The organism is Demequina sp. NBRC 110054 (assembly GCF_002090115.1).
Lineage (GTDB): Bacteria > Actinomycetota > Actinomycetes > Actinomycetales > Demequinaceae > Demequina.
This window is the reverse complement of record NZ_BBRK01000006.1, coordinates 367,955-390,340: the sequence shown is the minus strand read 5'-3', so window position 1 is coordinate 390,340 and position 22,386 is coordinate 367,955. Positions and strand designations below refer to the sequence as shown.

The following is a 22,386-nucleotide window of genomic DNA, read 5'->3' as shown; positions in this document are numbered from 1 at the left end:
GGGGGACGCGGACGATGCGGGGTGGGGGCCGGGGAGGGGGTGTGGACGATGCGGGGGTCGCGCTGGCGGGCCGCCCGGTCACACGAGGAGGACGACGAGCGCGCCGGTCGCCGCGAGTCCCACGACGCCGAGCGGCACTCCCACGCGCACCATGTCCATCGTCGTCACCTTCCCGGTCGAGTAGGCGAGCGAGTTTGGCGGCGTGGACACCGGCAGCGCCATCGCGAGCGAGCACGCGAACGTCGTCATGAGGAGCGCCGGCAGAGCGCCTCCGACGTCGGCGAGCGCGGGCAGCGACGCACCCATCGCGGCGACGAGGGGAAGCAGCAGCGCGGCGGTCGCGGTGTTCGAGATGACCGTGCTCATGACCCAGGCGACGAGCCCGACGACGATCACGACCGCGACGCCTGACATCGACTCGAAGGGCACCATGTCGACGAGCGCGGCGCTGAGCCCCGTGTCGAACATCGCGTTGCCGAGGACCACGCCGCCCGCGACGAGCCACAGCACCTCCCAGTTGAGCTCGCGCAGGTCCACCGCCGTCATCACGCCGGTCACGAGCAGCACCGCGATGGGGAGGATCGCGACGACCGAGGCGGTGACCCCGTGCCAGCCGCTCGAGAGCCACAGCAGCACCGTGATCGCGAACGTCGCGTAGACCACGTAGGCCCTGGGCGAGCGCTCCCACGCGGAGTCGATGCGGAGCGCGACGTGGGTGGTCCCCGACCGGAACCTCCAGCCCAGCATCGCCCACGCGATCGCGAGCATGAGGATGACGAACGGGACCGCGAACAGCATCCAGCCGCCGAACGTGATCGGGTCGACGCCCACGCGGTTGCCCGGGCCGAGGTAGTTGACCGCGAGGGCGTTCGGGGGAGTGCCGATCGGCGTGCCGATGCCGCCGGTGTTCGCGCCCACGGGGATGGCGAGCACGAGCGCGCGGCGCGCGCTGTCGCCGGGCTCCATGCTCGCGATCACCGGAGCGGAGACGGCGAGCATCATGGCCGCGGTCGCGGTGTTCGACATGAACATCGAGAACAGCGCAGTGATCGCCATGAGCGCGAGCACGACCATCGGGGTGCGGGTGCCGAAGGGCCTCAGGATGATCCGCGCGAGGTTGCGGTCGAGCTTGTACTTCGTGGCGGACGCGGCGAGGAAGAAGCCGCCGAGGAAGAGGATGATCACCGGGTCGGCGAAGCCCGCGAGGATGTCGACGTAGCCGAGGATCTCCCCATCGCCATCCGCGACCGCCCACCATCGGGGGGTCTCGTCGGAGATGAGCATGAGCTGCGCGGCGATGACCGTGATCGAGGTCGCGTAGATCGGGAACGGCTCGAGCACCCACGCGAGCACCGCGAACACGAAGATCGCGAGGAGGCGATGCTGGACCTCGTCGAGTCCTCCGATCGCCGGCAGGAGGAGGATCGCGAGCGGGACCACGGCGACGACGGCCACGCGCCACCATCGCCGGAGGAAGCCCTTCCGTGCCATCGTCCGTCGCCCCTCGTCGAGCCCGTTCTCCCCTGGGCACCAGTCCTATCGGAACTTCGGGGTCGTCGCACCTTCTTCGGCCGCCGGGCCGTCCCGTCGGTCCGCAGGGTGGGCCGGGCTGCCCGCGCATCGTCCCTGAAAAGGGGGCCATCGCGCGCCGGCTATTGACATTAGCCAAATGGCTACGCACCATAGCCACATGAACGAGAACGACGTCCCCACCCAGTACCTCGACCGTCCCGGCGGTCGGATCGCCTTCGACGTGCGCGGCTCCGGCCCGCTCGTCGTCCTCGCCTCCGGCATGGGAGAGCTGCGGCGCACCTACCGCTTCCTTGCCCCCGCGCTCGCGAACGCCGGCTTCACCGTCGCGACCACGGACCTGCGCGGCCACGGCGACAGCGACGCGACCTTCGACGCCTACGGCGACGAGCCCACCGCGGACGACCTGACCGCGCTCGTCGAGCACCTCGGCGGGCCCGCAGTCCTCGTCGGCAACTCGATGTCCGCGGGCTCCGCGGTGATCGTCGCCGCGCGTCGTCCCGACCTCGTGTCCGGTCTCGCGCTCCTCGGTCCGTTCGTGCGCGAGCAGCCGGGTGGCGCGGCGAGCCGCCTCTTCTTCCGCGCGCTCATGGCGCGCCCGTGGGCCGTGCCCGTGTGGAAGGCATACCTCCCGTCGCTGTACGCGGGGCAGAAGCCCTCCGACTTCGCCGAGCACCGACGCTTCGTGGTCGAGGCGCTCCGCAAGCCCGGCCACGCGGCCGCCCTCGTGGCCACGACCCGCACGAGCCACGCACTGTCCGAGTCGCTGCTCGGCGACGTCGCGGCACCGACTCTCGTCGTGATGGGGGACAAGGACCCCGACTTCCCGGACCCGCGGGCCGAGGCCGAGTGGATCGCCGAGGCGCTGCGCGGTGAGGTGGTCATGGTCGCCGACGCCGGCCACTACCCTCAGGCACAGCAGTCGGAGGTCACGCTCGACGCCGTGGCCTCGTTCGCGAGGAAGGTGAGTGACGATGCCGCGCGCGGGTCTTGATCGCACAGTGGTCGTCGACGCCGCGGTCGAGGCGGTCGACGAGCTGGGCGCCGAGGCGCTCACGCTCGCGCTGCTCGCCGCAAGGCTCGGCGTCAAGGCTCCCTCGCTGTACAAGCATGTGGGCGGCCTGGGAGACCTGCGCGCGGCGGTGGCCGTCGAGTCGAAGCGCGAGCTCGCGGCGGCCCTCGAGCGCGCCGCGGTCGGTCACGGGGGAGAGGACGCCGTCGTCGCGATCGCCGGCGCGTACCGCGCGTGGGCCAAGGTTCATCCGGGGCGCTATCCGATGACGATCGTCGCCGAGCGCTCGGACGACCCCGAGGACGTCGAGGCATCGACGCGGCTCTATGCGGTGGTCGCCGCGGCGCTGCGCTCGCTGCGCCTCGAGGGGGCGGGCGAGGTCGACGCGATCCGCGCGCTGCGCGCCGCGCTGCACGGCTTCGTCGGGCTCGAGACCGCCGGAGGCTTCGGGCTCCCTGACGATGTGGACCGCAGCTACGCGCTCATGGTCACGGATCTCGTGGCGGCGCTCGAGGCCCGGGCCCAGAACGACGAAACGCCCGCCGGCTGAGAGCCGGCGGGCGCCCGAGAGGCTGCGAGTCGCGCCCTAGTTGATCGCCTCGGTGGCGGCGCGCTCGATCGCGAGGCCCGCGCGGTATTGCGCGAGCCAGGCGTCGTAGCCGGCCACGTCGGCGGCGTCGGGGGCGACCGTGTCGAGCGTCGCGCCCGCGAACACCGAGTCGTTCAGGTACTCGCCCAGGCCGGTGTCGCCACCCTTGCGCAGGTACTCGGCGAGGACGGCGATGCCCCACGCGCCGCCCTCGGAGGCGGTGTCGCCGACCGAGACGGGCGCGTTGATGGCCGCGGCGAGCAGGCGCTGCGCGACGCCCGCGGTGCGGAACATGCCGCCGTGCGCGAACATCGAGTCGAGCTTCACGCCCTCCTCGTGCAGGACCTTCATGCCGAGGCTGAGCGTGCCGAAGGCGCCGTACAGCTGGGTGCGCATGAAGTTCGCAAGGTTCAGGCGGCTGCCCGGCGTGCGGACGAACAGCGGGCGGCCCTCGGCCATGCCGGTGATCGGCTCGCCCGACAGGTAGTTGTAGGCGAGCAGGCCGCCGCCGTCGGCCTCGCCCTCGAGCGCGGCCTTGAACAGCGCTCCGAACACCGCGTCCGAACCGCCCTCGACGCCCATGGCCGTGGCGAACTCGGTGAAGACCGACGCCCACGTGCCGAGCTCGCTCGCGCCGTTGTTGCAGTGCACCATCGCGACGAGGTCGCCGCCGGGGGTGGTGACGATGTCGAGCTCCTCGTGGACCGAGTCGAGCGAGTGCTCGAGCACGACCATCGCGAAGATCGAGGTGCCGGCAGAGATGTTGCCGGTGCGCGGGGCGACGGCGTTGGTCGCGACCATGCCGGTGCCCGCGTCGCCCTCGGGCGGCGCGACCGGAGCGCCTGCCTGGAGCTCGCCGGTCGGGTCGAGCAGCAGCGCGCCCTCGGAGGTCAGGGAGCCGGCGTCGGCGCCCGCGACGAGCGACTTGGGGAGCATCGCGGTGATGTCCATGCCGGGGCGACGCTCGGCGACGAGCTCCTTGAAGCGCGCGAGCATCGTCGCGTCGTAGTCGTGGGTCGTCGGGTCGATCGGGAACATGCCCGACGCGTCGCCCACGCCGAGCACCTTCTGGCCCGTGACCTTCCAGTGCACGTAGCCCGCGAGTGTCGTGAAGAAGTCGAGGTCCGCGACGTGCGGCTCCTCGTCGATGATCGCCTGGAAGACGTGCGAGGCGGACCAGCGCAGCGGGAAGTTGAAGCCCAGCTCCTCGGTCAGCGCGCCCGCGGCGGCCTCGGTGTTGGTGTTGCGCCACGTGCGGAACGGGGTGAGCAGGGTGCCCTCGGCGTCGAAGGCGAGGTAGCCGTGCATCATCGCGGAGAAGCCGAGCGCGCCCACCTGGGTCAGTGCGACGCCGTGCGTGCTCGCCACCTCGGACTTGAGCGCGGCGATGCTCGCCTGCAGGCCCGACCAGATCGCCTCCTCGGAGTAGGTCCACAGGCGGTCCACGAACTGGTTCTCCCACTCGTGGCTGCCGGTGGCCAGCACCTCGTGGTCCGGGCCGATCAGGCACGCCTTGATGCGCGTGGAGCCCAGCTCGATTCCGAGGGAGGTCTGTCCGGTGGTGATCGCGGTGGCCGCGTCGATGCTCATCGGTCTCTCATTTCCTTGTCCGTGGCCCGCGGCTCTGCGGGGCGTCCGATGTTAACGTTCGACAGCACTCTACGGGCTTTGGAGTGGGCCGCGAGCGTCGAAGGTCCCTCCAGCATCGTGCCAGAAGCGGGGCGCCGCGACCGGGTGGTGTGAAGCCTGCTCGAGCCCCGGTGGGACGAATAGTCATCGAACCGGTTTTTCGGCCGATAGGAACCCGTCCGATCCCTGCGCCGCGCATCCCCGCGCCCCTCACGGGTCGGCGCCACCCGGGAGCCGTGATCCCGCAGGAGCCGTGCCCGCGCAGAGCAGGGCTCGTGAATAACCGTGCTCGTGAACCACGTCCGTCCCGCCGACCCGCTGAGAGGAGCGAGATGCTCGCATCCGTCGTGCTGTCGCGCGTGCTGCTCGCGACCCTCGTCGCGCTCGTCCTGCTCGCGCTCGCGACCTCGCGCGCCACGGGCGCGGATGGCGACCCCGTCCTGTTGTCCTTCGAGGCCCTCGCGAGCGCGTCGAGCGGCGCGGGCGTCGACCGCGTGGTCGACGGGGATCCTGGCACCCGCTGGGAGAGCGACTGGGGCGTCGACCCGCAGTGGATCCAGGTGGACCTGGGCGCCGTCCATGCGCTCGACCGCGTGGTGCTCGACTGGGAGCTCGCGCGGGCGTCCGCCTACACGCTCGAGGTCTCCGACGACGGCGACGCGTGGACCGTGGCGCACACCGCGACCGAGGCGGACCCTCAGCTCGTCGGCTCCTCGCCGACCGTCTACCGCGCGACCATCGACGTCGCGAGCCACTCGGCCCGCTACGTGCGGGTCGTGGGCACCGCGCGGACCACCGGTTACGGCTACTCCCTCTACGCCTTCGACGTCTACGGCACCGCGACCCCCGAGTGGGAGGACCTCGCGTTCGTCGACGCGACCGCATCGTCCTCGCGAGGCTCCAACGACCCTGCCCGGGCAATCGACGGCGACGGCGCGACCCGGTGGGAGTCGGTGCATGGCGACGACGCCCAGTACCTCCAGGTGGATCTCGGGGGCGTCGCGACCGTGTGCGAGGTGGTGATCGACTGGGAGGCCGCGATGGCGAGCGACTACGACGTCGAGGCGTCGCTCGACGGGGCCGCCTGGACGACGGTGGCCGAGGCACGGTCGCAGTCCATCGCGGGAGAGCACATCGTCGCCTTCACGGCTCCCACGACCGCGCGGTACATCCGCGTGACCGGGCTGGGCCGCACCACGAGCTACGGCTACTCGATATGGGAGGTCACGGCGTCGGGCTACGGCTTCGTCGCGGCCCAGACGTTCGGGGCGGACTCGGGCGACGACACGGACGATGCGGCCGCGCCCGGGGCCTCATCCTCGCCGGATTCGACGCCCTCCTCCGCGCCTTCCTCCGGCGAGCAGGACGATGCGGCGGCTCCCGAGCTCGCGGCGACCGGGCCCTCGGAGGCCTGGGGAGCGACGTCCGCCGTCTCGCTGATCGTGTGCGGCGCGGTGCTGATCGCGGTCGCGCGGCGGCCTAGCCGAGCGTGAGCGAGGCCACGAGGGCCACGACTGCCACAAGCGGAAGGGTGCCCTGCGTGGCCGCGGCCCGCGCGTAGGCGCGTGACCTCGTGACCAGGACGATCGCCGCGGCCAGCATCGATCCGGTGCCGGCGAGGACCAGCGCCACCCCCGCATCGTCCATGTCCGACAGCATCAGGACGATGCCGACGACGGTGACGATCGCGAGGAACAGGTTGTAGAAGCCCTGGTTGTAGGCGAGCTCGCGGGTCTGCTGCGCCTCCTCGGCGGAGGTGCCGAACACCTTGCGTGCGCGCGGGCCGGTCCACGCGATCGACTCGAGGAAGAAGATGTAGACATGCAGCAGCGCCGCGAGTGCGGCGGTCACCAGGGCGAGAGCGGTCACGGCTGTGGTCCTTCGTGTGGCGTCGGGCGGCCGGGTGGCCACGACCATGGAAGGCAGCGGAGGCCGGGAACATTCCCGCGCTGCGCGCGAGAGCCCGGGGTCAGACCGCGTCGCCGACGCTGATGGCCTCGGCCTCGACCTCGAGCGGCTCGGGAGCGTGGCCGTCGACGCGGGCGAGCGTCGAGCGGCCCGACAGGATCACGACCGAGGCGCCCAGCACCGCGACGGCGGCGACCGCGTAGGCCAGCCAGTCGCCCGCGAGCGCGGCGAGCCACGCGGCGAGCGGGGGAGCGGCCGCCCCGCCGAGGAAGCGCACCGACGAGTACGAGGACGAGGCGACGGACCTCGGGAGATCGGTCACCTCCATCACGGACTCGGTGAAGACCGTGTTGAGGACGCCCAGCAGGAGGCCTCCCACCACGACGATCACCACGAGCGCCGCGGCGCTCGCGACCACGAGGGCGCCCACGGCGAGGTCGAGCGCGAGGAGCGCGAGCGTCGTGGACAGCACGAGCGTCCGCGGGAAGCGCGCCGTGAGCCGCGGGGCGACCAGGACCGAGGTGATCGCGAGGCCGACGCCCCAGCCGAAGAACGTGAGGCCGAGCCCGATCTCGCCGAAGCCGAGCGGGAACGGCGAGTACGCGAGGAGCGTGAAGAAGCCGATGTTGTAGAGCACGGCTGCGATCGCGAGCAGCCTCAGCCCGGGGTGCGCCAGGGCCTTGAAGGGTGCCGACAGCGGGACGCGCACGCGCGGCGCGCCGTCGCCCTTGAGGAGCACGGCGAGCGCGAGGAAGCCGATCGCCATGAGCGCGGCCGTGCCGAAGAAGGGAGCGCGCCAGCTGACGGAGCCGAGGGCGCCGCCCAGGAGCGGGCCGATCGCGATGCCGAGGCCGAGCGCGGCCTCGTACAGGATGATCGCGTTCGCCGCGCCGCCGGATGCGGCCCCCACGATTGTCGCGAGCGCGGTGGAGATGAAGAGCGCGTTCCCGAGGCCCCAGCCGGCACGCAGGCCGATGATCTGGTCGACCGTGCCGGACGCGCCAGCGAGGGCGGCGAACAGGATCACGAGCGCGAGCCCGCTGAGGAGCGTCGCGCGGGCGCCGATCCGTCCCGACACCCAGCTCGTGAACAGCATCGCGATGCCGGTGACGAGCAGATAGCTCGTGAACAGCAGCTCGGCCTGGGTCGGGGTCGCGTCCAGCTGCTCGCTGATGGCGGGCAGGATCGGGTCGACGAGGCCGATCCCCATGAAGGCGATGACGCTCGCGAAGGCGACGGCCCAGACGGCCTTGGGCTGATGAAGGATGCTGCCTTCCGGGGCGGCGTGGGTCAACGGGGGCTCCTGTCGATCGAGGCGAGGATCTCGACGGTGCGGGCCAGCGCGGCCCAGTCGTCGTCTGAGGGCTCGCCGAGCATGGGGGACAGCGCGTCGGACAGGTCCCGACGCCATGAGTCGACCGACGCGCGGCCGGCCGGGGTGAGGGAGACGCGGATCGCGCGGCCGTCCTCGGGGTCGGGGGAACGGACGACGAGCCCCTCGCCCTCGAGCGCCGCGACGGCCTGGGTGACGGCCGGCTGGGCGAGGCGCAGCTCGGTCGCGATCTCGCCGACGCGGTGGTCGCCGTCGCGGGCCAGGAGTGCGAGGAGGGTGCGGTGGGACGACGGGACGATGCTGCCCGTCGCCGCTCCGGCGATCCGCGTGACGCGGTGGGCCTGGGCGAGCAGCTCCTCGAGGGTGGTCCTGCGAGTGTCTTCGATCACCCATTTATATAAGCAAGATATGTACAAGTTGACAAGTGGCCATTTACCGATGACGTTCGAGCACCGCCTGCGAGGATGAGCGCATGCCCGCCTCGTCCCTGCGCCGCGCGGTCCTCGCGGTCGCGCTCATCAACCTCGGCTACGCCGTCATCGAGTTCACGGTGGCGAGGATCATCGGGTCGGTGTCCCTGACCGCCGACTCGATCGACTTCCTTGAGGACGCGATCCTCAACCTGCTGATCTTCTTCGCCGCCGCGTGGTCGGTGCAGAGGAGGGCGCGCATCGGGCATGTGCTCGCGCTCGTGATCCTGGTGCCCGCCGTCGCGACGGTCGTCACGGCGGTCGTCAAGATCCTCGATCCCACGCGTCCGGAGACCATCCCGCTCACAGTCACTGCGCTCGGCGCGCTGCTCGCGAACCTCGCCGCGGCGTCGATCCTCGTGCGCCACCGTCATCGTGGAGGGTCGCTCGCGCGCGCCGCGTGGCTCTCCGCGCGCAACGACGCGCTCGCGAACGTCGCCGTCATCGGCGCCGCGCTGGTCGCGCTGGTGTGGGTGTCGGGCTGGCCGGACATCGTCGTCGGGCTCGGCATCGGCGCGCTCAACGCGGATGCCGGGGTGAAGGTGTGGAGGGCCGCGTCGAAGGAGCGGCTCGAGGCCAAGCAGGCGGAGGCCTGAGCGGGAGCGGTGCCGGCCCGACCCCGGTCGCCGCGTTGCCCCGGCGTCGTGCGTGTCCCAGCCCCCGCATCGTCCCTGTCGCGACCCCCGCGTCGTCCCTGTCGCGACCCCCGCATCGTCCCGATCCCGGCATTCAGGTCCGCCCGCATCGTCCCGTGCGCGGCGTCTCCGCTCTCAGCCCAGCGCGAACGGTCGGCTCTCGATTGGGGCGATGCGCCCATCCCTTATAGGATTGCGGGGTTGCCCGTGCGCGGGCCCCGCCCGGCACCCGGGTCATTTCCCACCCACTCAGGAGTTTTTCTGTGACCAGCGCCCTCGAGAAGATCGACGACACGACCGTCAAGCTGACGGTCACCCTGACCGAGGAGGACCTCAAGCCCTCGCTCGACCACGCCTACACGCACGTGGGCGAGCAGGTGACCATCCCCGGCTTCCGCAAGGGCAAGGTCCCCCCGCGCATCCTCGAGCAGCGCGTCGGCAAGGGCGCCATCATCGAGCACGCCGTCAACGACGGCCTGCCCGGCTGGTACTCCGCCGCGGTCGAGGAGCAGGGCATCCGCCCCTTCGGCCAGCCCGAGGTCGAGATCACCAAGATCCCCGGCGCCGTCGAGGGCGACGAGGGTCTCGAGTTCATCGCGACCGTCGAGGTCCGCCCCGAGATCGAGCTCCCCGCGGCCGACTCGCTGACCGTCACCGTCGAGCCCATCGAGGTCTCCGACGAGGACGTCGCCGAGCGCCTCGACAACCTGCGCGAGCGCTTCGGCTCGCTCAAGGCCGTCGACCGCCCCGCCGCGGACCGCGACTTCGTCACGATCGACCTCGACGCCGTGGTCGACGGCAACGACGTCGACTCGGTCCAGGGCACCTCGTACCAGATCGGTGAGGGCAACATGCTCGAGGGCCTCGACGAGGCCGTCACCGGCCTGTCCGCCGGCGAGGAGACCACCTACGAGGGTCCGCTCGCCGCGGGTGACTTCGCCGGTCAGACCGCGACCATCACCGTGAAGGTCACCGCCGTCAAGGAGCGCGAGCTCCCCGAGGCCGACGACGACTTCGCGCAGCTCGCCTCCGAGTTCGACACGATCGAGGAGCTCAAGGCGGACCTGGTCGAGCAGACCAAGCGCATCAAGACCAACAACCAGGCCATGGAGGCCCGCGAGAAGCTGCTCGAGGTCCTCATGGAGGCCACCGGCGAGTTCTCCGTGCCGCAGAAGGTCATCGAGGCCGAGGTGCACCAGCACCTCGAGAACGAGAGCCGCCTCGAGGACGACGAGCACCGCGCCGAGGTCACCGAGGAGGCGCACACCGCGCTGCGCACGCAGATCCTCCTCGACACCCTGGCCGACGACCTGGACATCCAGGTCGAGCAGCAGGAGCTGCTCGACTACCTGCTGAACGCCTCGCGTCAGTACGGCATGGACCCGGGCCAGTTCATCCAGCAGATCGAGCAGGCCGGCCAGATCCCCGCGATCGTCGCCGAGGTCGCCCGCTCGAAGGCCACCGCCTTCGCGCTGCGCCGCGCCACCGTCGTCGACACCGCCGGTGCCGCCGTGGACCTGTCCGCGGTCATCGGTTCGCTCGAGGACGAGAACAAGGAGCCGGAGATCGACGTCGAGGCCGCCGCCGCGATGGTCGCCGAGGCTGCCGGTGAGGCCGACGAGAAGTAACCAGCTTCACGCACGGGGCCCCCGCTCTCCCTTGAGGAGGGCGGGGGCCCCGTGCTTTCTCGGGCCGCTCTTGCCTGGTGCCTGTTGCGTGCTGTGTCCCGTGTGTTGCAGGCTCCGGCGCTTTGCGCGTGCCGTGTCAGTCGACCGACAGCTTCACGCCGTAGTCGGACAGCTCCAGGGCGTACGACGCGTCGTCGGCGTCCCACGTGTAGGTCGACTCTCCGTCGCACCAGTCCGCCGGGTCATCGCCGCCGCATTCGTCCACGACGAAGCCGATGCCGGCCACGACCGCGAGGGTTGCGAAGACCGCGACGATCAGTGCGGTCACGGTGATGACGTAGCCGACGATGAGGCCCGCGAGGCTCATGCCGTCGTTGTCCGCCTCGCCACGGCGGGCCGCGGAGCGGCCCAGGTGTCCGAAGACGATTCCCGCGATCGCGGTGATGCCGGTGATGATCCCGAGCAGGCTCATGACGAGCGACAGGGTGCCCATCCAGTTCTTCTCGGTGCCCGGGCGGGGGCCCACCGGCTGGGCGTAGGGCTGCTGGGCCGGGTAGGGCTGCTGGGCCGGGTAGGGCTGGGGCTGCTGCGCGTACGGCTGCTGGGCGTACTGGGGCTGCGCGTACTGCTGGCCGGGCTGCTGCTGCGCATAGGGCTGGTCCGGCTGCGGCGGGGGAGTCTGACCCGCCCCTGCGTCCTCCGGCCTGTTCGCGAACGGGTCCTCTGGCGTCGTGGACATGATCCCCTCCTCGAGGTCTGGTGCGTCCTGAAAACGACGCTACTCAGGGTGAGGAGGTGCCGCATCGTCCCTGTGGCCGAATCCGACGCCGCCGGGATCGGGGATGGCCCCGAAGGGGGCTCAGTCGAGCTCGGGGTGCAGGATCAGCTGGACCGCCGCAGATCCGAACAGCCACGCGAAGCCAGCGACGATGACGGAGCCGAGGACGATCGCCACGTAGCCCATCCACGCGTGGCGGGCCTCTCCGCGCCGCGCGGCGCGCACCCCCAGGACCCCGACCACCACCGAGCTGAGCGCCATCGGCGGGGCCACAAGAATGATCATGACGCCCGGCACCGTGGCGAGTGCGAGGATGAATGCGAGGATGTTCAGCCAGGTCGCGTCGTCCTTGGCTCCGGCACGGCTCGCGGCGGCGCTGGGCGTCGCTACAGGGAGCCAGGCAGGCGCGGCGGCCGGCTCCGGCTCGGAAACGGACTCGTGCGTGGACACGTCGACAGCCATGATGTTCCCCCTGATCACTCGGCGAGGACCGCCCCCCAGCGGCCGTGGCTCGACCCTATCGCACCCGGCATGCAGTGTCGTTGAGCCTTTCACCCCGTAGCGAAACGAGGCGGTTTCCGGCATGAGATGCCGGTGCGCGCCGTTAGGTTTGACGCAAGACCTGAGAAGGAAGGATCGGCGTGAACGAGATCACGGCACGTTCCGACGGCCCCGGGATGGGTCTCAATGACTCCATCTTCAACCGGCTGCTGCGGGAGCGGATCATCTGGCTGGGCGACGAGGTGCGCGACGACAACTCGAACGCCATCTGCGCGCAGATGATGCTCCTGGCCGCGGAGGACCCCGACAAGGACATCTACCTGTACATCAACAGCCCCGGTGGATCGATCACCGCGGGCATGGCGATCTACGACACCATGCAGTACATCAAGCCCGACGTCGCCACCGTGGCGATGGGCATGGCCGCGTCGATGGGGCAGTTCCTGCTCTCGTCCGGCGCGCCCGGCAAGCGCTACGCGACGCCCCACGCCCGCGTCATGATGCACCAGCCCTCGGGCGGCATCTACGGCACGGCGACGGACATCCGCATCAACGCCGAGCTGATCATGCACATGAAGAAGACGCTCGCGTCGCTGACGGCGGAGCAGACGGGCAAGACGCTCGAGCAGATCACCAAGGACGCGGACCGCGACCGCTGGTTCACCGCGGAGCAGGCGCTCGAGTACGGCTTCGTCGACAAGGTCATCAAGCACGCCGCTGAGGCGGGCGACTCTTCCCAGGGAGGCAAGGCGTGAGCAGCTCCGAATACCAGGCGATCCAGGCCGCGGGACGCACCGCGGGCTCTCTGGGCAACGTGGCCGGCTTCGGCGGCGCGGCTCCGGCCGGCCCCGACTCGCGCTACATCCTGCCCCAGTTCGAGGAGCGGACGGCCTACGGCTTCAAGCGCCAGGACCCCTACGCCAAGCTGTTCGAGGACCGCATCGTGTTCCTCGGCGTCCAGATCGACGACGCGTCGGCGGACGATGTGATGGCGCAGCTCCTCGTGCTCGAGTCCCAGGACCCGGACCGCGACATCAAGATCTACATCAACTCTCCCGGTGGATCGCAGACCGCGCTCACCGCGATCTACGACACGATGCAGTACGTCAAGCCGCACATCCAGACGGTGTGCCTCGGCCAGGCCGCCTCCGCGGCCGCCGTGCTGCTCGCCGCGGGTCAGCCCGGTCAGCGTCTCGCGCTGCCGAACGCGCGCGTCATGATCCACCAGCCGCGCATTGAGGGCGGCTCGCGTGCGCAGGCCTCGGACATCGAGATCTACGCCGAGGAGATCCTGCGGATGCGCGAGTGGCTCGAGAACACCCTCGCGCTGCACTCGGGTCAGACGCCCGAGAAGGTGCGCGAGGACATCGAGCGCGACACGTTCCTCTCCGCGCAGGAGTCCAAGGAGTACGGACTCGTCGACGAGGTGCTGGAGTCGCGCAAGTCACAGGCGCTCGCAGCCAAGGCCTGATCGCCGATAGGACATACGAGAAGAGGACCCCGGGGCCATCCGTCTCGGGGTCCTTCTCGTGTATCCACGCCTTTCGGGGCGTCCGCCGCGTGCGGGCGGCGCGTCGAGAGGCCACGTGTCAGACCGTCTAGGTAGCCTGGAGACAGACTGGACGGTTGGAAGGAGACCGCATGTCCCGCCCCACGGACACCGGCGATCTGCTGAAGTGCACCTTCTGCGGCAAGACGCAGAAGCAGGTGCGCAAGCTGATCGCGGGACCCTCCGTCTACATCTGCGACGAGTGCATCGGCCTGTGCAACGAGATCCTCGAGGAGGAGTTCGCCGAGCAGGTCGAGGCGGAGCTCACCGAGCTCCCGCGCCCTCGCGAGATCTACGACTTCCTCGAGCAGTACATCGTGGGTCAGACGCAGGCCAAGAGGGCGCTTTCGGTCGCGGTCTACAACCACTACAAGCGCGTGCGCGCCGCGGATGCGAAGCCCAAGAGCGACGAGGACGCGGTGGACATCGCGAAGTCCAACGTGCTCTTCATCGGCCCCACCGGAACCGGCAAGACGTACCTCGCGCAGACTCTCGCGCGCATGCTCAACGTGCCGTTCGCGATCGCAGACGCCACCGCGCTGACCGAGGCCGGCTACGTGGGTGAGGACGTCGAGAACATCCTCCTCAAGCTTCTCCAGGCCGCCGACTACGACGTCGACAAGGCGCAGCGCGGCATCATCTACATCGACGAGATCGACAAGGTCGCGCGCAAGGCGGAGAACCCGTCCATCACTCGCGACGTGTCGGGCGAGGGCGTGCAGCAGGCGCTGCTGAAGATCCTCGAGGGCTCCGTGGCGTCGGTGCCGCCGCAGGGCGGGCGCAAGCACCCGCACCAGGAGTTCATCCAGATCGACACCACGAACGTGCTGTTCATCCTGGGAGGCGCGTTCGCGGGCCTTGAGGAGATCATCTCGTCGCGCGTGGGTCGCAAGGGCATCGGCTTCGGCGCGACGCTGAAGGAGGCCGACAACACGGACCTCTTCTCCGCGGTGACGCCGACCGACCTGCACAAGTTCGGCCTTATCCCGGAGTTCATCGGCCGCATGCCGGTGATCGCCACGGTGTCGCCGCTTGATGTCGACGCGATGGTGAACATCCTCACGGAGCCCAAGAACGCGCTCGTGAAGCAGTACCAGCGAATGTTCCAGATCGACGGCGTCGAGCTCGAGTTCGAGGACGACGCGGTGCGTGCGATCGCCGAGCAGGCGCTCGACCGCGGAACCGGCGCTCGTGGCCTGCGCGCGATCATGGAGGAGGTCCTCCAGGAGACGATGTTCGAGGTCCCGGGCCGCGACGACATCGAGCGGGTCGTGGTGACCCGCGAGGTCGTGCTGGACCGCGTGGCCCCGGCCTTCCTCTCGCGCCCGGCGGCAGACGAGCACGAGGGAGCGGCGTAGCCTCCGCTGCGTAGCGGCTCCGGCGCTACTGCGTCGCCTCGCCGCTCCGCGGCCGCGCCACCGTGCCCTATCCGCTTGGCGCAGCCCGAGCGTCCCAGTGGACACTCATTGTCGTTTCGCGGGCTTGGCTGCGTGCCAGTGGACATTTCTGTACCGCGGCAGCCGTCACTCCGAGCTTCTGAGCGCCCCTGTGCACCGCTGACGTCCAACATCGCGTCGATTCCGCGCGCTGCAGCCGACATGGGTCGGCGTCCTCCACAGGCTCGCGGCCCGGAGGAAGCTGTCCACGGAGGACGCCGCCGCGCGTCCGGAGCCTATGCGGCGATGGTGGGCTCGACCCATGGAGTCACCGCATCCGCCTCCCCGGGTAGACCCGCGCATCGCGGAAGCACTGATCGACTCTCCGTCCAGCTTCTCGTTCGAAGAGCTCGCGGCGCTTTCGTCGCATCGCGCAGCTCGCACGGCGATCGTCACGGGCCACGCTGTCAGGCTGCTTCCGAACTCCTACGTCGGCGCGTGCCATGCGCAGTCTTTCGCGGCCCGTGCGTCCGCGACGCTCCGATGGCTCGGTGACGACGCGTTGCTGTCCGGAGCAGCGGCGCTGTTCGCTTGGGACGCCCTGGGGGAGGCACCCGACCGGATCGCGGTCGCTGTCGGGTCATCGCGTCGCCCGAGGGCCCCGGACTGGATTCGGGTGACCCGCACAGATGTCGGAATGCCTTCCGTGATGCGAAGGAGGCTCCGTGTGGTGCCGCTCGCGCACGCACTAGTTCTTGGCTACGCAGAGCTGCCGCGCGATGTCGCTGAGGACGCGATGTATCGAGCGGTGCAACAACGGCGCCTCTCACCCCAGACGTTGAAGGGGGCGCTCGAGGCGATGCCGCGGGTCGCGCGACGTCGGGAGATCGAACGGCTCGTGGACGCACTCTCGGCCGGCGCGCACAGTCACCTCGAACGTGTCGCGCTCATGGACGTCTTCAGGGGGCGGCCGTTCTCGGATCTGCTCCGGCAGCACACGCTCGTCGTCGAGGGCCGTCGTTGCGAGCTCGACATGTACGACGCCGCGACGCGAACCGCGATGGAGACTGACGGCGCGGCCTACCACGCAAATCCAGAGGCGCATCAGAGCGATGCTGAACGGGACGTCCTGGTGGCAACGCTCGGGATCCAGACCCTGCGGTTCACGTATCGCGACATCGTCGAGAGGCCTGACTGGTGTCAGGCGATGGCAGCGGCCGTGTTGCGTGTCCGTGCAACGCAACAGGGCCTCGGCCGACCGTGACTCGCCTGACTTCACTGAGTTGGGGCGCGGACGGCCGCGAGCGGTACGGAATGGTCCACTGGCTGACTTTGGTGGCGCGAAAACGACAATGAGTGTCCACTGGGGCGCTTTGGTGCGGATTGATGGCCGGAGTGCCGTGCGGGTCACGTTTGCGCGTCGATGAGGTCGTTCGAGTACGTCTGGTCCGGCTATGGACGTTCTGGTCGCGTGCGGTGGACTTCGTCGACGTGGGGACGATGCGCGGGGGAGGGACGATGCGCGGGGACGCGGGCCGTGGAGATGAGAAGGGGTCCGTGGAGACGAGAAAGGGCCCGGCGCGCATGCGCGCCGGGCCACCTCGCAAGCCGAGCGGCTTGCCGATGATCAGCGGGTCAGGACTCCGCCAGGACCGCGTTCTCCGTGCGGACCACCGTGGTGTCGGCGATCTCGTCGGTCGCGCCGTCCTCGGGCGCCTCGCCGTCCACGCCGGGCTCGAGCGCGGCCACCGAGTCGACGATCTGCATCGCGCGGACCTTGCCCGCCGACATCAGGTCGGCCTTCGCCGCACGCACCGCGGCGACCTGCGCCTCGGGCACGAGCACGTCGACCGACACGATCTCGGTGCGCTGCGCGACCTTCGCCTCGGACTTCACCTTGCGCAGCGCGGACAGCGCGGCACCAGCGGCAGGCAGGACGCCCGCATCCGCGGAAGCGCCAGCGGCGGCCGACAGGGGAGCGGCGACCGGCCACGCGGCGTGGTGCACCGAGCCCTCGCGGAACCACGACCACACCTCCTCGGTCGCGAACGGCAGCACCGGCGCGAACAGGCGCAGGAACGTCTCGAGCGCGAGGGTGAGCGCCGCCCGAGCGGAACCCGCCTCGGGCGAGCAGCCCGCCGAGGCGTCGATCGCCTCGCCCGGCGCCGCGCCGTCGTACGCACGCATCTTGACGAGCTCGAGGTAGTCGTCGCAGAACGTCCAGAAGAGCGTCTCTGCGACCTCGAGAGCCTTCGTGTGGTCGTACTTCTCGTACGCGGTGGTCGCCTGGTCGACGACGGACGCCAGCGCGGCGAGCATCGCCTTGTCGAGCGGCTCAGTGACGGGCAGCGCCATCACGTCGTTCGAGACCGCGACGCCGTCCTCGAGCGACGCGTTGGCGGCGGTCGCGATGCCGGTCGCGCCGAGGACGAACTTCGAGGCGTTGAGGATCTTCATCGCGAGGCGACGGCCGATCTTCATCTGGCCCTCGTCGAACGCCGCGTCGGTGCCCAGGCGTGCGGAGGCCGCCCAGTATCGCACCGCGTCCGAGCCGTGCTGCTCGAGCAGGCCCATCGGCGTGACGACATTGCCCTTGGACTTCGACATCTTCTTGCGGTCGGGGTCGAGGATCCAGCCCGAGATGGCCGCGTGCTTCCACGGGAGCACGCCGTCCTCGAGGTGCGCGCGCACGACGGTCGAGAACAGCCACGTGCGGATGATGTCCTGGCCCTGGGGGCGCAGATCCATGGGGAAGACCTTCGCGAACAGCTCGGGGTTGTCGCGCCAGCCGCCGACGATCTGCGGCGTGAGCGACGACGTCGCCCACGTGTCCATGACGTCCTTCTCGCCGATGAAGCCGCCGGCGACGCCGCGCTGCGACTCGTCGAAGCCGGGCGCGGGCTCGGCGGACGGGTCGACGGGGAGCATGTCCTCGGTCGGCACCACGGGCTCGTCCCACACGGGGTTGCCCTCGGAGTCGAGCTTGTACCAGACGGGGATCGGCACGCCGAAGAAGCGCTGACGCGAGATCAGCCAGTCGCCGGTGAGGCCGTTGACCCAGTTCTCGTAGCGCTTGCCCATGTGCGAGGGCACGAAGTCGAGCTCCTCGCCGCGGGCCACGAGCTCGGCGCGCAGCGCCTCGTCCTTGCCGCCGTTGGCGATGTACCACTGGCGCGAGGTGACGATCTCGAGCGGCTTGTCGCCCTTCTCGAAGAACTTCACGGGGTGCGTGATGGGCTTGGGCTCGCCCTCCATGATCCCGGCCTCGGCGAGCATCTCGACGATGCGCTTCTGGGCGGAGAACACGGTCTTGCCGGCGAGCTCGGCGTACGCGGCGACGCCCTCGGGGGTGTCGATCGCAGCGGGCGCCTCGGCGAGGAAACGGCCGTCCCAGCCGATGCACGCGCGGGTGGGCAGCTGGAGCTCGCGCCACCACACGACGTCGGTGACGTCACCGAAGGTGCAGATCATCGCGATGCCGGAGCCCTTGTCGGGCTGCGCGAGACGATGCGGCACGACCGGCACCTCGACGCCGAACAGCGGGGTGCGGACGTGCTTGCCGAACAGCGGCTGGTAGCGCTCGTCGTCCGGGTGCGCGACCAGGGCGACACACGCGGGGAGCAGCTCGGGGCGCGTCGTCTCGATGTAGACCGCGCTGTACGAGCCGGTGGCCTCCTCGAGGTCCGCCGCGGGCTCGAAAGCCAGGCGGTGGTACGCGCCGGGACGCTCGCGGTCCTCGAGCTCGGCCTGCGCGACCGCGGTGCGGAACGTGACGTCCCACAGGGTCGGGGCCTCGGACTGGTAGGCCTCACCGCGCGCGAGCGAGCGCAGGAACGCCTGCTGCGCGACCGCGATCGAGGACGGGGAGATGGTCTGGTAGGTGCGCGACCAGTCGACGGACAGGCCGAGGTGACGCCACAGCGCCTCGAACTGCTTCTCGTCCTCCTCGGTGAGGCGCTCACACAGCTCGACGAAGTTCTTGCGCGAGATCGGCACCTGGTCCGCGGCCTTGATGGACTTGCCCTCGCCGCCGACGTGCGGGGGCTCGAAGCCCTCCTGGTACGGAAGCGACGGGTCGCAGCGCACGCCGTAGTAGTTCTGCACGCGACGCTCGGTGGGAAGACCGTTGTCGTCCCAGCCCATCGGGTAGAACACCTCCTTGCCGCTCATGCGCTGGAAGCGCGCGACGGTGTCGGTGTGCGTGTAGCTGAAGACGTGACCCACGTGGAGCGAGCCCGACACCGTGGGCGGCGGGGTGTCGATCGAGTAGATCTCCTCGCGGGACTTCGAGGCGTCGAAACGGTACGTTCCCGCGGACTCCCATGCGGAGTTCCAGCGGTCCTCGAGCCCGTCGACGGTGGCCTTGTCAGGGATGCGCGACGTCATGGGGGACATTCTTTCAGACGGTGGCGGCACCGTGCGCACGGTTGCGGGGACGATGCGGGTGCGGCCGGGCACGGGACAGGGACGATGCGGGTGCGGCCGGGCAGGGGAGAGGGCGCGACGCCCGTACGGCCACGGAGGCGACAGGGACGATGCGCCCCTCGCGTCACGGTTGTCGGGTTCGCCCGGTCCTCACAGGGTTTGCCCGTTCTCAGACTCGCATTGGTACGGTGTGCGCGTGAGCGATGTGACGCTGCGGCCCGAGTTCCTGCGCATGATGGAGGGATCCGACGGCGACGCGGGCGGCGGGCTCAAGCCCGGGCTCAAGGCGATGCTCCGCCTGCGGTGCAGCCACATCAACGGAGACTCGTACTCGGTGCGGATGCACTCGGAGGAGCTTGCGGACCTCGGCGCCCGGCCCGACCTGATCGCGGCGCTCGCGAGGCCGGTCAAGCTGATGCGCGAGGACCTCGTGACTCCCGCCCAGGCCGCGGCGCTGCGCTTCGCGGAGGTCCTCACGGACTATCCGCGCGGGCTCGAGATCGAGGCGCGCAAGGAGCTGCGGCAGCACCTCTCGGCGAAGGCGGTCGGGCTCATCATCGAGGTGGTCGCGGTGACGAACGCCTGGAACCGCGTGACCCGCGGCGCCGAGTAGGCGACGCGGCGGCCAGTGAAGCCGGCCCCAGCATCGTCCCTGGACCCTCGAACACCGTCCTGCCAGCAGGAATGCACGAGAACGACATCCGTTCGACGCGCATTTGTCACCCATGCGCGGTAGTGTCCGAATCATGGTGCGATTCATCTTGAACGGGGTCATCTACCTCGGTTCCGCGGCGATCGGTCTGTTCGTGACGTCCCTGATCCTGGGGGACGACTTCCAGCTGCCCATCGCGGCGCTGCTGCTGGCCACCGTGCTGTTCGCGGTGTTCCAGATGATCCTGGGCCCGTTCATCTTCAAGATGACGCACAAGTACGCGTCGGCCCTCACGGGTGGCGTGGGCCTCGTGTCCACGTGGGTGGCGCTCCTGCTCACCAACATCCTCGTCGACGACTTCCACATCAACGGAGGCATCGCCACCTGGCTCGCCGCGATCGTCATCGTCTGGCTGGTCACCGCGATCGCCACCTGGGTCCTCCCCATGTTCCTGCTGAAGGAGGCGGTCGAGAACCGCAAGGACTAGGACCCGAAGGGCGCCCGGGTCCCGGGCCGACGCGGAACGTCGGCGCCGCCTCTGGACCAGCGCCACACCACTCGGGACCTTAGTCCTAGGACCAATGCCCCAGGGGGTATAGTTTCTTCGGAGCCGCAATGGCGCGGTCCTCCTCAAGAAGAAGGTGATCCCCATGGCCCGCGTGGTCGTACTCGGAGCCGGTGTATCCGGCCACACTGCCGCCCTCTACCTGCGTAAACGACTCCCGCGTGAGCACGAGGTCGTCGTCGTCTCGCCCAACGCCAACTACAACTGGATCCCGTCCAACATCTGGGTCGGGGTCGGCAAGATGACGACCGACGACGTCGTCTTCCCGCTCGCCCCGATCTACAAGAAGCAGGGCATCACATTCGTCCAGGCCAAGGGCGTCGCCCTGTGGCCCGAGGGCGACGCGAACGTCGAGCCCGGCTCGGACGGAGCGACCGCGTACGGCACCGTCGCCGACGCATCGTCCGCGAAGTCCGCGGTGACCGGCGAGATCGGACTCGCCCAGGCGGCCGTCGACGTCGAGCACACCGCCGCGCACCGCGCGGGCGAGATCGAGCGCATCCGCTACGACTACGTCATCAACGCGACCGGCCCCAAGCTCAACTTCGGCGCGACCGCGGGACTCGGCCCCGACAACGGCTACACAGTGTCGGTCTGCACCCCGAGCCACGCGACCGAGGCACACGCGCGGCTCGACGAGCTCATCGCCGAGTGCAAGGGCGGCGCGAAGAAGACGGCCGTCATCGGCGTCGGCCACGGCACGTGCACGTGCGAGGGCGCGGCGTTCGAGTACACGTTCAATGTCGAGCACCAGCTGCGCGAGGCGGGGGTGCGAGACAACGTCGAGCTGATCTACCTGACCAACGAGAACGAGCTCGGCGACTTCGGCGTAGGCGGCATGCAGTTCGACCAGAACGGCTACCGCACCACGAGCCAGCTGTGGACCGAGTCGCTGTACCGCGAGCGCGATGTCAAAGCGATCACGGGCGCGGCGGTGACGAGCGTCGAGCCCGGCGTCATCCACTACGACCAGCTCGACGGCTCGCACAACGACCTCGAGTTCGACTTCGCGATGCTGCTGCCGCCGTTCAAGGGCAACGACTGGAAGGCCTACGGGGCCGACGGCGCCGACATCACCGACACGGTCTTCGCGCCGTCGGGCTTCATGAAGGTCGACGCGGACTACTCCAAGAAGGCCTACGAGGAGTGGAGCGCCAAGGACTGGCCCCGCACCTACCAGAACCCCACGTACAAGAACATGTTCGCGGTGGGCATCGCGTTCGCGCCGCCGCACCAGATCTCCAAGCCGCGCGCGACCCCGGACGGCGTCCCCGTGGCGCCGAGCCCGCCGCGCACCGGCATGCCCTCGGGCACGATGGGCAAGGTCGTCGCGTTCACGATCGCGGACATGATCACCAAGGGCGCGACCGAGCCGACGCACTCCGCGTCGATGTCGGAGATGGCGGCCGCGTGCGTCGCCTCGGCCGGCACCGGCTTCAGGAAGGGCACCGCGGCGGCCATGACCATGAGCCCCGTCGTCCCCGACTGGGAGAAGTACCCGGAGACCGGTCGCAACCTCAAGGAGACGATGGGCGAGATCGGCCTCGCGGGCCACTGGGTGAAGCGCATGCTCCACACGCTGTTCATCTACAAGGCCAAGGTGAAGCCGGGCTGGACCTGGATCCCGGAGTAGGGAGGAATCGACATGGACACGACGAACGACAGGATCGCGGCCGCGCCGCTTCCCACCCAGGGCGAGCTGCGTCGGCGGCACAACCCCTTCGGTCAGTTCTTCCGCTTCATGCGGATCAACCTGACGATGTTCCTGCTGGCGCGCAAGCACCACTAGGACGGATCGCGGGAGCC

21 protein-coding genes are annotated in these 22,386 nt (G+C 69.9%); 13 read left to right on the top strand and 8 right to left on the bottom strand.

The window, feature by feature from the left end; translation table 11 throughout:
- Nucleotides 1-78 precede the first annotated feature (78 nt).
- A complete protein-coding gene (locus B7K23_RS14415; RefSeq protein WP_084127381.1) occupies nt 79-1,491 on the bottom strand; it encodes a DASS family sodium-coupled anion symporter in 1,413 nt (470 codons plus the stop codon).
- A gap of 199 nt (nt 1,492-1,690) precedes the next feature.
- Between B7K23_RS14415 and B7K23_RS14410 the strand changes: the two genes are divergently transcribed.
- Nucleotides 1,691-2,524 carry an alpha/beta fold hydrolase gene (locus B7K23_RS14410; RefSeq protein WP_143338318.1) on the top strand — a complete coding sequence of 278 codons (834 nt, stop codon included), beginning with the start codon at nt 1,691-1,693 and terminating at the stop codon, nt 2,522-2,524.
- Nucleotides 2,505-3,092 carry a TetR-like C-terminal domain-containing protein gene (locus tag B7K23_RS14405; protein WP_084127577.1) on the top strand — a complete coding sequence of 196 codons (588 nt, stop codon included), beginning with the start codon at nt 2,505-2,507 and terminating at the stop codon, nt 3,090-3,092. Before B7K23_RS14410 ends, B7K23_RS14405 begins: the two co-directional genes overlap by 20 nt.
- Before the next feature lie 36 nt (nt 3,093-3,128).
- Here B7K23_RS14405 and B7K23_RS14400 read toward each other — a convergent pair whose 3' ends face one another.
- The gene (locus tag B7K23_RS14400; RefSeq protein WP_084127379.1) at nt 3,129-4,721 is read right to left on the bottom strand and encodes a xylulokinase; all 1,593 of its coding nucleotides are present in this window, start codon (nt 4,719-4,721) and stop codon (nt 3,129-3,131) included.
- A 371-nt stretch (nt 4,722-5,092) separates the two neighbouring features.
- Here B7K23_RS14400 and B7K23_RS14395 point away from each other — a divergent pair, with 371 nt between their 5' ends.
- Entirely contained in the window at nt 5,093-6,253 is a 1,161-nt protein-coding gene (locus B7K23_RS14395) for a discoidin domain-containing protein (protein ID WP_084127378.1), read from the top strand.
- On the opposite strand, the gene B7K23_RS14390 is transcribed toward B7K23_RS14395, so the two are convergent.
- The 3 genes from B7K23_RS14390 to B7K23_RS16005 form a co-directional block, all read right to left on the bottom strand.
- A complete protein-coding gene (locus tag B7K23_RS14390) occupies nt 6,240-6,629 on the bottom strand; it encodes a DUF1304 domain-containing protein (protein WP_084127377.1) in 390 nt (129 codons plus the stop codon). The two genes, B7K23_RS14395 and B7K23_RS14390, sit on opposite strands and share 14 nt — an antisense overlap.
- 100 nt (nt 6,630-6,729) lie before the next feature.
- A complete protein-coding gene (locus tag B7K23_RS14385) occupies nt 6,730-7,962 on the bottom strand; it encodes an MFS transporter (RefSeq protein WP_234996557.1) in 1,233 nt (410 codons plus the stop codon).
- Nucleotides 7,959-8,390, bottom strand: a complete 432-nt coding sequence (locus tag B7K23_RS16005) for a MarR family winged helix-turn-helix transcriptional regulator (protein ID WP_159451440.1) — start codon at nt 8,388-8,390, stop codon at nt 7,959-7,961. Before B7K23_RS16005 ends, B7K23_RS14385 begins: the two co-directional genes overlap by 4 nt.
- An 83-nt stretch (nt 8,391-8,473) precedes the next feature.
- Between B7K23_RS16005 and B7K23_RS14375 the strand changes: the two genes are divergently transcribed.
- Nucleotides 8,474-9,067 (top strand): cation transporter, encoded by a 594-nt coding sequence (locus B7K23_RS14375; protein WP_084127374.1) that lies wholly within the window; start codon nt 8,474-8,476, stop codon nt 9,065-9,067.
- Between the two features lie 302 nt (nt 9,068-9,369).
- Nucleotides 9,370-10,734, top strand: a complete 1,365-nt coding sequence (gene tig / locus B7K23_RS14370) for a trigger factor (protein ID WP_084127373.1) — start codon at nt 9,370-9,372, stop codon at nt 10,732-10,734.
- 136 nt (nt 10,735-10,870) lie between these two features.
- Here tig and B7K23_RS14365 read toward each other — a convergent pair whose 3' ends face one another.
- Both B7K23_RS14365 and B7K23_RS14360 read right to left on the bottom strand, forming a co-directional pair.
- A complete protein-coding gene (locus B7K23_RS14365; protein ID WP_084127372.1) occupies nt 10,871-11,473 on the bottom strand; it encodes a DUF4190 domain-containing protein in 603 nt (200 codons plus the stop codon).
- A gap of 120 nt (nt 11,474-11,593) precedes the next feature.
- Nucleotides 11,594-11,974, bottom strand: a complete 381-nt coding sequence (locus B7K23_RS14360; protein ID WP_084127371.1) for a hypothetical protein — start codon at nt 11,972-11,974, stop codon at nt 11,594-11,596.
- Between the two features lie 215 nt (nt 11,975-12,189).
- On the opposite strand from B7K23_RS14360, the gene B7K23_RS14355 reads away from it, so the two are divergent.
- The 4 genes from B7K23_RS14355 (at nt 12,190) to B7K23_RS15575 (ending at nt 16,202) form a co-directional block, all read left to right on the top strand.
- Complete coding sequence (locus B7K23_RS14355; protein ID WP_084127576.1) at nt 12,190-12,768, top strand: ATP-dependent Clp protease proteolytic subunit; 579 nt, start codon at nt 12,190-12,192, stop codon at nt 12,766-12,768.
- Nucleotides 12,769-12,818: 50 nt separating this feature from the next.
- On the top strand, nt 12,819-13,484 hold the full coding sequence (locus B7K23_RS14350; protein ID WP_200809869.1) for an ATP-dependent Clp protease proteolytic subunit: 666 nt from the start codon (nt 12,819-12,821) through the stop codon (nt 13,482-13,484).
- Nucleotides 13,485-13,654: 170 nt separating this feature from the next.
- Nucleotides 13,655-14,920, top strand: coding sequence for an ATP-dependent Clp protease ATP-binding subunit ClpX (gene clpX / locus B7K23_RS14345; RefSeq protein ID WP_084127369.1), 1,266 nt, complete (start codon nt 13,655-13,657; stop codon nt 14,918-14,920).
- A gap of 340 nt (nt 14,921-15,260) precedes the next feature.
- Nucleotides 15,261-16,202, top strand: a complete 942-nt coding sequence (locus B7K23_RS15575) for a hypothetical protein (protein ID WP_143338317.1) — start codon at nt 15,261-15,263, stop codon at nt 16,200-16,202.
- A gap of 371 nt (nt 16,203-16,573) precedes the next feature.
- Here B7K23_RS15575 and valS read toward each other — a convergent pair whose 3' ends face one another.
- Complete coding sequence (gene valS / locus B7K23_RS14335) at nt 16,574-19,333, bottom strand: valine--tRNA ligase (protein ID WP_084127367.1); 2,760 nt, start codon at nt 19,331-19,333, stop codon at nt 16,574-16,576.
- 226 nt (nt 19,334-19,559) lie between these two features.
- On the opposite strand from valS, the gene B7K23_RS15785 reads away from it, so the two are divergent.
- From B7K23_RS15785 to B7K23_RS15870, 4 genes are all read left to right on the top strand, one after another.
- On the top strand, nt 19,560-19,976 hold the full coding sequence (locus B7K23_RS15785) for a carboxymuconolactone decarboxylase family protein (protein ID WP_159451439.1): 417 nt from the start codon (nt 19,560-19,562) through the stop codon (nt 19,974-19,976).
- A 133-nt stretch (nt 19,977-20,109) separates the two neighbouring features.
- Nucleotides 20,110-20,502: a phage holin family protein gene (locus tag B7K23_RS14325; protein WP_084127366.1), complete on the top strand. Its 393-nt coding sequence runs from the start codon at nt 20,110-20,112 to the stop codon at nt 20,500-20,502.
- A gap of 163 nt (nt 20,503-20,665) precedes the next feature.
- Complete coding sequence (locus B7K23_RS14320; RefSeq protein ID WP_084127365.1) at nt 20,666-22,213, top strand: NAD(P)/FAD-dependent oxidoreductase; 1,548 nt, start codon at nt 20,666-20,668, stop codon at nt 22,211-22,213.
- Nucleotides 22,214-22,225: 12 nt separating this feature from the next.
- Nucleotides 22,226-22,369, top strand: a complete 144-nt coding sequence (locus B7K23_RS15870) for a hypothetical protein (RefSeq protein WP_200809854.1) — start codon at nt 22,226-22,228, stop codon at nt 22,367-22,369.
- The last annotated feature ends 17 nt before the right edge of the window (nt 22,370-22,386 follow it).